The sequence below is a fragment of the Vibrio sp. 10N.247.311.13 genome, assembly GCF_041467595.1.
GTDB lineage: Bacteria > Pseudomonadota > Gammaproteobacteria > Enterobacterales > Vibrionaceae > Vibrio > Vibrio crassostreae_C.
The window spans coordinates 28282-40847 of record NZ_JBFSUX010000018.1 but is presented as its reverse complement, the minus strand read 5'-3'; the positions used below and the strand labels follow the sequence as shown (position 1 = coordinate 40847).

Genomic DNA, 12566 nt, shown 5'->3' with positions numbered 1-12566 from the left:
TCTCAGTATGAAAATTGCTATTGCACCAGACTCGTTTAAAGAATCTCTATCGGCTGTATCTGTGGCGGCGTGTATTGAAAAGGGCTTTCGTGAAATCTTCCCAGACGCTGAATACGTAACATTGCCTTTGGCTGATGGTGGTGAAGGGACTGTGGATGTATTGCTCCAAGGGCTTGTTGGTGAAAAGCGACATAGGCAAGTCGAAGGGCCGTTAGGGCAACAAGTTAATGCTGAATGGGCGATGCTTGAGTCATCCAATAGCAACCCGAACAAAACGGCACTGGTTGAAATTGCTGCTGCATCGGGTTTGGACTTGTTGAAACCAGAGCAGCGTGATCCATTGATTGCTTCTTCATTCGGAACGGGGCAATTGATTTTGGAGGCGATAGAGCAGGGCGCTCAAACGATTATTCTTGGATTGGGTGGCAGTGCAACTAATGATGGCGGTGCAGGTATTGTTCAAGCATTAGGTGGGACACTGTTAGATAATGCAGGGCAAGAGCTTAACCGAGGTGGCGTTGCACTAGCTGATTTATCATCGATTGATCTTACTGGTTTAGATTCACGCTATGCTGATATCGAGTTAATTGTGGCGTGCGATGTCGATAATCCGTTGTGTGGTGATAACGGTGCTAGCCATATATTCGGCCCACAAAAAGGCGCAAGCCCAGAACAAGTTGTGATGCTTGATAAGGCGCTTGAGAATTTTGCTCAATCAAGTAGTTGAATCGCAAGGTTGTGTTCGTGGGGATGATCCCGTTCACAAGCGTACTGGTTATGGCGCGGCTGGTGGTGCTCCAATGGGGCTTGGTTTGTTGTTTAACATGCAGATTAAACCGGGTATTGAGATGGTGCTTGATGTTTTGCAAGCCGATGAAGTATTGAAAGGCGCAGATCTTGTGATTACCGGTGAAGGGCAAATGGACAATCAAACTCTGCAAGGAAAAACACCTTATGGCATTGCCAAACGTGCGAGCTTACAGGGCATTCCAACCATAGGAATTGCCGGATCTTTAGGCACCGAAGTAGAAGTGCTTTACGGCGAAATGAGCAGCTTGTTTGGAACTGTAAGATCGCCACAAACTTTAGAAAAAGTATTACAAGAGGCGGAGCTTAACTTAACAAGAACGGCAAGAAATATCGCAGCGACTTTACGGTTAGGTCACAAAATATCTCAAAAATAGTGGCTTCTACGAGGTAGGCTGCGCCTAGCTTTGGTTTTCTGCGTGTTGTAAGTTCATGATTATTATATTGTAAATATTATTGTCAATATTGAATGATTATGATTTAGATCATTAATTTGATAGGTTTTATCCATGATAACGATAAATACAAACGATTATATTTTACTTTAGCCCAGGCGTATTCTATATCCTTAATTACTGCGTGGTTTTGTGTGATGAATAGCCACCATTCAGAAGTAAAGATGCAACAAAGATGGTGCATCTAAAAGGTAATAAGGAATAGATGATGAGTAAAAAATTAACTACAGCTGCGGGTTGTCCTGTTGCTCATAACCAGAATGTCCAAACTGCGGGTAAACGCGGTCCTCAACTTCTTCAAGATGTTTGGTTTTTAGAAAAAATGGCGCATTTTGATCGTGAGGTGATTCCAGAGCGTCGTATGCACGCGAAAGGTTCAGGGGCTTACGGCACTTTCACTGTGACTCACGATATTACTCAATACACCAAAGCTAAACTATTCTCTGAAATCGGTAAAAAGACGGATCTGTTTGCACGATTTACAACGGTAGCGGGCGAACGTGGCGCAGCGGACGCGGAGCGTGATATTCGCGGTTTCGCGTTGAAGTTTTATACTGAAGAAGGCAACTGGGATATGGTGGGTAACAACACGCCAGTATTCTTCCTTCGTGATCCTCTTAAGTTCCCAGACTTAAACCACGCCGTTAAACGTGACCCTCGCACTAACATGCGCAGCGCGAAGAACAACTGGGATTTCTGGACTTCTTTACCTGAAGCACTTCACCAAATTACTATCGTGATGAGTGATCGCGGTATCCCTGCGACTTACCGCCACATGCATGGTTTCGGCAGTCACACGTTCAGCTTCATCAATGCTGACAACGAACGTTTCTGGGTTAAATTCCACTTCAAATCTCAGCAAGGTATTAAGAACTTGTCTGACGAAGAAGCGGCACAAGTGATCGGTGATGATCGTGAAAGCCACCAACGCGATTTGCTAGACAGCATCGATAACCAAGATTTCCCGAAATGGACGTTGAAAGTTCAAATTATGCCAGAAGCTGATGCGGCAACGGTTCCTTACAACCCATTCGACTTAACTAAGATTTGGCCTCACGCTGATTACCCATTAATTGAAGTGGGCGAATTTGAGCTAAACCGTAACCCACAAAACTTCTTCGCTGAAGTTGAGCAGTCAGCATTCAACCCGGCGAACGTGGTTCCAGGTATCAGCTTCTCGCCAGACAAGATGCTACAAGGCCGTCTGTTTGCTTACGGCGATGCACAACGTTACCGTTTGGGTGTTAACCATCAGCACATTCCAGTGAATGCTCCTCGTTGCCCAGTACACAGCTACCACCGTGATGGCGCGATGCGTGTCGATGGTAACTTCGGTGGCACACTAGGTTATGAGCCAAACAACGAAGGTCAGTGGGCAGAGCAGCCAGATTTCGCTGAACCAGCACTGAACCTAGATGGCGCAGCAGCACACTGGGATCACCGCGAAGATGAAGATTACTTCTCGCAACCGGGTGACTTGTTCCGCCTAATGACACCAGAGAAGCAAGCGATTCTTTTTGATAACACTGCTCGCAACCTAGGCGGCGTGCCAAAAGAGATTCAATTGCGTCACCTAAGACACTGTTACAAAGCTGACCCTGCATACGGTGAAGGCATTGGTAAACTGCTTGAAATCGATGTGAGCGAATTTAAGTCGTAATCAATCATCTTGATTCGTTAATTGAAAGGCCGTTGAGTGAATCACTCAACGGCCTTTTTTGATCTCGCTGTTTATTAAGCAACCCTAAATCATTGAAAAATTTAATAATCCACATTGATAGTTTTTACCTATCGAATTGATAAATCTATCCCATTATCTTTGTAAGAGTGATGGGATTATTCTACGACTATCAGTTTATAAAGTAGAAGAGTTTGAGATGAATAAGAGCGCATTAATCGTTGAAGGTGGAGCAATGAGAGGCATTTTTGCTGCCGGAGTTTTAGACGCCTTTATGCAAGACGATTTCCGTCCTTATGACTTTGCCATCGGCGTATCTGCAGGTGTGTCGAATCTGGTTGGCTACTTATCTCATGCACCAAAACGCAGTTATGATGTGATCACCACGATGGCGACCGATAAGACCTTCTTTAACCCTGCTCGCTTTGCCAAGGGCGGCAACTTGGTAGACGTTAAATGGTTATGGAACGAATCCAATCAACGTTATCCGCTCGATTGTGGTGAGCTGTTTTCAAGTATCCCACTCATTGCTGCTGTCACAAATGTCGATACGGGCAGTGCAGACTACTACCATATTAAGCCAGAAAACCTTTCTAACGTGGTGGAAGCGACCACCGCTTTACCTATCGCTTACCGCGAAACACCGTGTTTCTCTGGTGGCTGTTATACCGATGGTGGTGTCGCGGATTCGATTCCGGTGCGTGAAGCATACCGTCGTGGTGCGCGAGACATTACGGTGATTCTTTCTCATCCTTTAAGTTACCGAATGAAGCCTCAAAAGCACCAATGGATGCTGAAGAAACTATTAAAGAAATTCCCAAATATTGCTGAGTCGATGGCGGTGCGTGCCGACAACTACAATCAATCTCTGGAGTTCATTCGTAACCCACCCAAAGATGCGACCATTAAAGTGATAGCGCCGCCAGAAGCGTTCGCAGTAAAGCGTTTAACTATGGATCAAAGTACTCTTAATGCAGGTTATGAGATGGGCATTAAAGCGGGTGAAGAGCACCTTGCCATTCGAAAAGGCGTGTATGGTTTAGACACCGAAGATTGTCATTTCTGCGTCTAGGAACGTTTTTAGGATACTGGATAAACGACAAAGCCACGCTGTTCACTTCAGAATAGCGTGGCTTTGTATTTGTAGACCTAGTTTGTTTTTAACTCAGTCTGCTATTAACTCAATTAGCGATTAAACGAGTTCGTTACCGCTGGTGTTGCCAGCAAAGAAGGCATCAACACTGGTGAGCGTTGTATTGGCGATGTTGAACAGAGCATCTTTGGTCAAGAAAGCTTGGTGACCTGTGAACAATACATTGTGACAAGCAGATAGGCGACGGAATACGTCATCGACAATCACATCGTTAGATTTGTCTTGGAAGAACAGCTCTTTCTCGTTGTCGTAAACATCAAGACCAAGCGCGCCGATTTTGCTTTGTTTGAGCGCTTCAATCGCTGCGGTTGAATCCAGCAGTTCACCACGGCTGGTGTTGACGATCATCACGCCATCTTTCATCTTCTCAAATGCCGTTGCATCCAATAAGTGGTAGTTCTCTTTACTCATCGGACAGTGCAGAGAAATCACATCAGACTCTTGGTAAAGTTCGTCGAGTTCAACGTATTTAGCGCCTAACTCAACAGCTAACGGGTTTGGATATGGGTCATAGCATAGGATATTCATGCCTAAACCCTTCAGAATTCGCATCGTCGCTAGGCCAATCTTACCCGAGCCAATCACACCGACCGTTTTACCGTGGAAGTTAAAGCCAACTAACCCCTCAAGAGAGAAGTTCGCATCACGAGTGCGTTGGTATGCCTTGTGTAGTTTACGGTTCAAACACATCATCATGCCAACCGTGTGCTCTGCTACTGACTCTGGTGAATAAGCAGGAACGCGTACCACTTGCAAGCCAAACTCTTTGGCTGCGTCTAGGTCGACCTTGTCAAAGCCCGCACAGCGCATCGCGATTAACTTGGTGCCGCCTTGAGCAAGAATCTCTAACGCGTCTCGCGATAGGTCATCGTTTACAAACGCACAAACCACTTCGTTGTCGTGCGCCATTTTTGCTGTTGTTGTGGTGAGTCGAAAATCGTGAAAATGAAACTCAGCGTTGAGTTCGCCTTTTGCCAGTTCGAATGATTTTTCGTCGTATGATTTTGAGCTAAAAAAAGCAATGTTGAGCATGGCTTCCTCTCTTACCTAAAATATAAATAACCCACTAATTCATTCTCTGAAACGGGATTAAAACTAATAACTCTATTCAGTGTGCTAGAGTTTTTTTCTCTTGTCTATCACCATTAGTCATTGTAATTGCTATGGTTATTTGATCTTTTGTCTTCACTTATTGAACATTAAAAATCACATTACGAAGTTGCTTGCTTATAAGTTCATCAATATTGAATGAATATTACTTTCGGGTGTGGAACGTTGAATTTTCCAGTGTGACGGAATACGTAAATGACTCATATAAAACCTCTTCTCTAACTGTTCTTTGAAAGTTGTGCTTCTGTCTAACGAGTGGCGGTTGTTATTTACCAGTAGTTCTCACTGCTGAATTGACCGGGTTTTCTGCGTAAGTGCTTTTCGAAACCTAAGCTAGTTAGCGCTTCGCTTGTGTCACGAACCATTTGCGGATTGCCGCAAAGGTAGAAAAAACTGCGGGTTTGATTGAAAGCGACAGACGCGGCTTGCTCGAGGTCGCCTCCAAGTAACAAATTTGGGATTCGTCCGCGCAAAGTTCCGGTAACTGATTCTCTAGAAATAATTGGCACATATTTAAGTCTCCCTTGAAAGTGATTAACGAGTTGAGTGATACGATCTCGATAAGTCAGGTCTTGCTCTGTTCTTACAGCATGCACTAGAACCAGATTCTTGAATGAAGAGGCTTTGTCTGAAGCCAACTCATTTTGCTGTATCTGCATGCTCTCAAGTATTGAGATAAATGGGCCTACCGCGGTTCCGGTTGAAAGCATCCATAGATCGTCGGCGATCTCTGGGATCTCATCTAATGTCATAAAGCCACTTGGGTCTTTCCCGACAAAGATGTCATCACCAGCTTGCAATTCGTGAAGTTGAGGCGAGAGCTGACCGTTCTGATCCTTAATAATCAAAAACTCTAGATGCTGATGTCCTTGCTCATGCTCTGGTGCATTCACCATAGAATAAGCGCGTCTCACAAACTCACCTTCGTTATTGAGCAAGCCAAGCTTAGTAAACTGACCTGCCTGATAAGAAGAGACAGGTGCACTAACCTGGAGTGAGAACAATTGATCTGTCCATTCTGTTTTGTTTAGGACTTTGCCTGTAACTAAACCATGAGGAATATCTGTCATATCATCCACCTTTAAGAAGAGAAGTTATCTCATTAAGGATACTCAACTATTTACACTTTAGAGTTGCATGTACCACGCCAATAATGAGAATGCTTATCAATACTGATTGGAGGTTAATTATTGGGTCGAATGTTATCAAAAAGACAATATACTATTTGAGTCCAAATGACTCGTACATGTGTTTTTGGTTTCGTTTTAATAGACTTTAGCTGGTTGAACATCGTTAACATAGGTTGAGTGGTTTGACCCCTAGGATATTCAATCAATTACTGAAGAGAATAATTTATAGATGCGTATAATGGCGGCTTTCGTTCTCAATATAACTGTGTTTTATGCTTGATAATCTTCGTATGGCCTTGAACGTATTGTTCGTGACCATTAATACTGCATTCACCGCATTGGCTGTGAGCCTGTTTGCCCTAATCAAACTTATTTTGCCAATTTCTGTCGTTCAAAAATCATGCACTCGCTTAGCTAACTTCACATTCTGGTGTTGGGCTTCTCTTAATTTATGGATGTTGAACGCCAATAACGATATCGAATGGCAAGTGGAAGGGGGGGAAGATATTTCGACCAAGCAGTGGTATTTGATGATGTCTAACCACCTAAGCTGGGCAGATATTGTGATTTTGTCTTCAATCCTAAAAGACAAAATGCCGATGACGAAGTACTTCTTGAAACATGAATTGTTGTACGTACCATTTGTTGGCTTGGCCTGCTGGGGCTTAGATATGCCATTCATGAGACGCCACTCTCGTGAGTTCCTATTACGCAACCCAGAACGCCGTAATGATGATTTTAATGCAATCAATAAAGCGTGTACTAAGTTCAAATTAGCACCGACAACATTGGTTAATTTTGTTGAAGGGACTCGTGCAAACCACGAGAAACTGGCGTCAGCAAAGACCCCTTATCGCCACTTATTGAAGCCGAAAACTGGGGGCGTGGCATTTGCTTTATCTGCAATGGGCCCAATTTTGGATGGCATCGTGGATGTGACCTTAGCTTACCCTGAAAACCAAACCTCTCCGTTTGAAGATATGCTGAAGGGCAAAATGACTAAGGTCGTTGTGCGTATTAAATTGCATCCAATGGATGAGAACGTGAACGGTAATTACTTTGAAGATAAGGCTTTTAAACGTCGCTTCCACAATTGGTTGAACAGCACGTGGAAAGAGAAAGACGTCTACCTTGATACGGTTTATGGGGTTGATAAGCCTTCTGAGGTAGAGACAGTTGACGAGCCTGATGTGGCTTATAAGAAACAAGAACAGTAAGCTAAAACTGAATCGATAGCATTAATAAAGCCGATAGCTCATTGAACTATCGGCTTTCTTATTAATTTGACTTTCTTAATATTCAAACCATTAAGTTAGTACTTACTATGGCTTAACCGCCTGGTAAGCATCAATAATATGCTTTACTTGGCTAGGTTTGCCTTGCTTCTCTTGTCCTTGATGGATACGTAAGTAGTGCTGCAATGTTTTGGCTTTGTATTGCTGTGATACCTTCACTTGTTCATCACAACTTGGTGTCCAGATCTTGTCACCGACGTTTGATATCTCGCTAACGGTTTGGCTCTTTTCTGAATCACCGCGACTATTACTCACCAATAAAATCTCGTAGTAACGACGGTTCTCTTCAATCAACACTTCATCAATAAGACCAAAATGGATCGCCTTTAAATGGCTTCTCAACTCGAATTGCTGATGCACCGGACAAAGCAAGAAATCGATCGCTTTGTCTGGGTGTTGACGATGAATATCATCGACGAGCTTTTGAGTAAGATCGCCACCGACGCCCGCAATAATCACCAGGTGTTTGCCAGTATGTTTCTCAAGCGGGATAGCTGCGACATCCATACAGTAGACTTGCCATTGGCTAGTCACTTTCTGTTCTGCTATTGCACCTTGCGGAAAGTAACGCGTAAGTTTGCTTTCCAAATCGCTCATAAGAGACGGGACAATATCGACAAAGTGAAGCTGAGGTGCTTTGTTATCCGACAACAGTTGAACACCCAAGAAGCCGTGATCACAACAACAGTCCCAAATATGTTGGTAGTCATTGCTGACAAGGGAATGGAGAGTTTGCAGTCGGTTACTTAGCTTCATAAGGCTCGTGTCGTTAGAAAAGGGATGTTGTCTTATCGAAGGCGCATTGTAATGACTTTCTAGAAAAACAAAAGCACCTAGGGTGTGAATCCTAGGTGCTTTGTAGTGGCTACAGAAATGTAAGTATAGGTTTACGATGCTTTGGCAACGGCTCTGATATGGCCTTCCACTCGGTTCTTACCAAGTTGTTGCGCGATAAGTTTCGCTTGTTCCGCCAGCGCTAAAGCTGAGTCTGTTTCACCCTCTATTCGCGAGTATCCCACGCTAACCCCTAGCGATAAGGTGATATCTGGAGTGACGATGGTTTTCTCCGCGATTGCGACTCTGCACTGATCTAGCTGGAATTTGGCATCTTTCACATCATTGGCTTTGAATAATACTGCGAACTCCTTTCCTCCAACACGAGCCAAGCAAAGTCCCTTTGGCTTGGGGAAGTAACTGCGTATCGATTCTGCAGTCAGCTTGATCATCTTGTCGCCAACCGCTTCACCGTAGGCTCGGTTTACGTGGTCGAAGTTATCGATATCAAGCAGAGCGACATAGGTATCGGGCTCGCTCACGTAGTTTTCGATGGCGATGCTGAAACTGCTCTTATTGTCTAACTGCGTCATCAGATCTTTGCTGCTCAATTGATGTTGAAGCAGTAAGTTAGACAAAGAGACTTCAGTGTAATCACGGATCATTCGTAGAATACTCTGGCTGATCGGTAAGTTTACGTTTACGTACAACACTGCGATCAACTGCTGACGAGAGTGCAAAGGAATACAGTAATGACGTTGGTGTATTTTGAGTTTACACGCCAGTGGATCGGCGTACTTACCACTTCGGTAAGCCATAGTGTCCGGTGTAAATCGCTCTGCAAGGGCTTTGTCACAATGTACCGTGGATTTGTTTCCGTGATAGTCGATGGTACTGAATGCGTGGTTCTCAAGCTGATAGAGACAGAATTGAATGCCTTTTTGGTAGGTGAAACTATCCAGTATGGATTTTAACTCTCGCTTAAAGCTTACAAGGTCATCGACTTTATTCAGTTGCGACAAGGACACGTTCAAACGATAAGCCAGATAGTTGGCACCAATCCACAATAGCAGGAGTGAGCCCAGTACTAAGCCCGTCAACGTAAATTGATGTGAGCTGGTTAAGATGTCATGGCGGTCAGTGCCCGCAATGAACACCCAATTTAAGCTGTTGTCTGCGTCAAATACCGATATTTTGAAGTTATCTTGATAGTAATATTCGTGCTTACCAACGGTTTCACCTTGTGAGAGTTGGTGGCTGATCCCTGCATGGAAGCTGATGGATTTAGAACCGATACGCTGTGGATCCGGGTGGAATACCAGTCGCTCTGTTGCTCTGTCTACAACAAATACATAGCCATTATTAAGCGTTTTTAAATCTCTTAAACCTTGCGTGGTATGCATTAAATCAAACTCAATCCATATTTCTTCGTTGAGCTTTTCTGCAGTGTGTTTAACGGCGAAAACCCATCGTCCATCGGCTTTTTGGTAAACGGAAGAGATGTAAAAATCTTCTACAACACCGTCTATTGAATGCCATTGTATTGTGGCGATTTGTTCATTGGAAAGAGGAAGGCCACGAGTGGAGACATAATGTTGGGAGTTAGGTTGGTATCGAACGATATCGGAGAAATTTGGTGTTCTTCTTAGAATATTATCACTCAATTCTCTGAATTTTTTATCACCGATTGGAGCCGTTTTAGGCAAGCCTAGACTGGTTTCTAAAAAATAGAGTTTGCCGAATGTGGCTTCGATGTTGGAACGAATGGTAGAGCTTGCGATACGAATGTTTGATGATGATTGTTCTGTTGCTGCTGTTTCTACTTTTTCAAGCTGAGTCATAGCAAGATAGAGCATCCCTCCAGTTAATAAAATAATGTATGGTTTAAAAAGCCGAATTAATGTTTTAGGTAAAGCCATGATATCCAAAGACGTTATAGATTCATTTTTATAGTACGGCAATACTAAACAGTTTCATTAACCACATCAATGCAAATGATTCCATATGGATGAATGATTTTTGTGATATTCAGCTAACAAAAAAGCCAGCTGTAAATATAACTGGCTTCTATGGTTTTCGGTGTTTTATTAAGCTGACTAAGCTTTTGCTTTAATCAAATCAGCCTGATCTGGCGAATAGTGCAAAATTGCCATCGAAGTTGGCGACAACAACATTTCACCTTCTGCATGACCGGGTTTAACGTTTCGCAAGTTGGTATCACAGATGGTTACCCAGTTTTGTTCACGGTCATTCGGTAACGAGAAACGTGCTGGCGCATTGGTTTGGTTGATAAGATAAATTAACTCGTCGCCATCTTTACCAATACCTAAATGCAAAGCGACTGAGCTTAAGCGGTTCCAGTCGTCATGCTCCATAAGTGTGCCATCGACACGGCTCCAGAAGATGCGGTTAGAGTTACGCTTTTCGCCACTGAATGCCTTAATAAACGGCACCATGTATTGCTGACGAGCAGAGATCATTTCAGATAACCAAGTCTTGAAGTAAGTCTTGCGCTCTGAATCTTCCCAGTTAAGCCAGCTGGTCACGCCATCTTGGCAGTAAGCGTTGTTGTTACCTTTTTGAGTATGAGATAACACATCGGCCGTCAAAATATGAGGAATACCAAAAGCAAACAGCAGGCTCGCCATGAAGTTGCGTTTCTGCTTTTCACGTGTTGCGATAACTAACAGGTTTTCGGTTTCACCTTCAACACCGTAGTTTTCAGAACGGTTATCACCATGCCCATCGCGGTTATTCTCACCATTTTCTTCATTGTGCTTGTGCTTGTACGAGACAAGGTCCTGCATGGTGAAGCCATCATGGTAAGTGATGTAGTTGACGGTGAGTTTGTAAGGCCAGTGCGCTGCACTGTAGATATCACGAGAGCCCATTAGGCGTGTAGCAAACTCTTTTAGGTAACCCTGATCACCGCGCCAGAAGCTACGTGTGATGTCTCTCAGCTTGTCATTGCATTCATTCCAACCAAGCGGGAAATTACCCACTTGATAACCATTAGGACCAATATCCCACGGCTCTGCGATTAACTTAGTTTCTTTAAGTACAGGGTCTTGAGCTACGGCTTTAAAGAAAGCAGCCTCAGGGTTGTAGTTGTCACCTTCGCGCCCCAGTGTCGCTGCCAAGTCAAAACGGAAGCCGTCGACTTGGAATTCGCTTACCCAGTAACGAAGCGTATCCATGACTAGGTTGAGTGCTGGCTGGTGGGTAAGGTCGACGGTGTTTCCACAGCCAGTGAAGTTCGCGTAATGGCAGCCATGTTTAATGTAGTAGCGGCTATCGAGTGCTTTTAGGTTGAAGGTGGTTCCGCCTTCCCCACCTTCTGCTGTGTGGTTGTACACCACGTCTAGAATGACTTCGATGCCATTGCGGTGCAGTTCGCGAATCGCAGTCTTTAACTCGTTTACGGCATCTTTCTCTGCGTAGCGAGGGTCAGGCACCATAAACAAGTATGGGTTGTAACCCCAATAGTTCACTTTACCCATGTCTAATAGGTGTGGTTCATGCATGCATGCGGCAATGGGCAAAAGCTGTAGAGAGTTGATATTTTGCTGTTTGTAGAACGCAAGCATTTCAGGGCTCACTAACCCTAAGTAGCGTCCTTTAGTATTGGCAGCCACTTCTGGGTGCAGTTGAGATAGACCTTTTACATGCGTTTCAAAAAGAACGGTATCTTCGCGGCTAATGCGTGGCTTTTCTACATCTTGCCAATCGAAGGTGTCATCAACAACGACACATTTCGCCATAGCAAAGCTTTTTTCATTGGTATATGGCGTGACGTAATCGAGCGGTTCGCTTATTGCTTTGGCATACGGGTCTGAAAGCAGGATAGGGCCATTGTCCGTTTCGGCAATGAAGCCGTATTTTTGCCCCGCTTTAATACCATCAATAAAGACATATCTGATATCAGCGTATTCATTTTCCAATTTATAAGTGGTGAATTCGTCGTTCTCGTCAAAAAGAGCGAGTGAAAGAGATTTACAGTCAGGAGAATAAATAGAGAAGTTGCAGCCAGTGTTACCTAGCGTTGCGCCTAGCGGATAAGGGCGAGCGAGCGTTCTAGTCATTGCTTGATTTCTTGTTCGTTTATCAACATCAGTGAACTATAAGTAAAAAGCTTTGTCACAATAAGGTCAAGCAACTTCACAG

Annotated in this window: 8 protein-coding genes and 2 pseudogenes; 4 read left to right on the top strand and 6 right to left on the bottom strand. The window is 43.9% G+C overall.

What is annotated here, in order from left to right; all coding sequences use genetic code 11:
- The first annotated feature begins 7 nt into the window (after positions 1-7).
- The 3 genes and pseudogenes from AB6E52_RS10145 (at position 8) to AB6E52_RS10135 (ending at position 4012) form a co-directional block, all read left to right on the top strand.
- Positions 8-1184, top strand: a pseudogene (locus AB6E52_RS10145) (glycerate kinase).
- 286 nt (positions 1185-1470) lie between these two features.
- On the top strand, positions 1471-2922 hold the full coding sequence (locus AB6E52_RS10140; protein WP_102320683.1) for a catalase: 1452 nt from the start codon (positions 1471-1473) through the stop codon (positions 2920-2922).
- Positions 2923-3139: 217 nt separating this feature from the next.
- Positions 3140-4012 carry a patatin family protein gene (locus AB6E52_RS10135; RefSeq protein WP_050647742.1) on the top strand — a complete coding sequence of 291 codons (873 nt, stop codon included), beginning with the start codon at positions 3140-3142 and terminating at the stop codon, positions 4010-4012.
- 120 nt (positions 4013-4132) lie between these two features.
- Here AB6E52_RS10135 and AB6E52_RS10130 read toward each other — a convergent pair whose 3' ends face one another.
- The 3 genes and pseudogenes from AB6E52_RS10130 to AB6E52_RS10120 form a co-directional block, all read right to left on the bottom strand.
- Positions 4133-5125, bottom strand: a complete 993-nt coding sequence (locus AB6E52_RS10130; protein ID WP_017066331.1) for a 2-hydroxyacid dehydrogenase — start codon at positions 5123-5125, stop codon at positions 4133-4135.
- Between the two features lie 201 nt (positions 5126-5326).
- Positions 5327-5407, bottom strand: a pseudogene (locus AB6E52_RS10125) (cytoplasmic protein); the annotation flags it as partial.
- Positions 5408-5472: 65 nt separating this feature from the next.
- Positions 5473-6273 carry a ferredoxin--NADP reductase gene (locus tag AB6E52_RS10120; RefSeq protein ID WP_017063994.1) on the bottom strand — a complete coding sequence of 267 codons (801 nt, stop codon included), beginning with the start codon at positions 6271-6273 and terminating at the stop codon, positions 5473-5475.
- 332 nt (positions 6274-6605) lie between these two features.
- On the opposite strand from AB6E52_RS10120, the gene AB6E52_RS10115 reads away from it, so the two are divergent.
- On the top strand, positions 6606-7550 hold the full coding sequence (locus AB6E52_RS10115; protein WP_017063993.1) for an acyltransferase: 945 nt from the start codon (positions 6606-6608) through the stop codon (positions 7548-7550).
- A gap of 105 nt (positions 7551-7655) precedes the next feature.
- On the opposite strand, the gene AB6E52_RS10110 is transcribed toward AB6E52_RS10115, so the two are convergent.
- The 3 genes from AB6E52_RS10110 to glgX form a co-directional block, all read right to left on the bottom strand.
- Positions 7656-8384, bottom strand: coding sequence for a tRNA (adenine(22)-N(1))-methyltransferase TrmK (locus tag AB6E52_RS10110; RefSeq protein WP_017069730.1), 729 nt, complete (start codon positions 8382-8384; stop codon positions 7656-7658).
- A gap of 131 nt (positions 8385-8515) precedes the next feature.
- Positions 8516-10258: a diguanylate cyclase domain-containing protein gene (locus AB6E52_RS10105; protein WP_102320682.1), complete on the bottom strand. Its 1743-nt coding sequence runs from the start codon at positions 10256-10258 to the stop codon at positions 8516-8518.
- Between the two features lie 240 nt (positions 10259-10498).
- A complete protein-coding gene (glgX, locus tag AB6E52_RS10100; RefSeq protein WP_017069732.1) occupies positions 10499-12484 on the bottom strand; it encodes a glycogen debranching protein GlgX in 1986 nt (661 codons plus the stop codon).
- Positions 12485-12566: the final 82 nt, after the last annotated feature.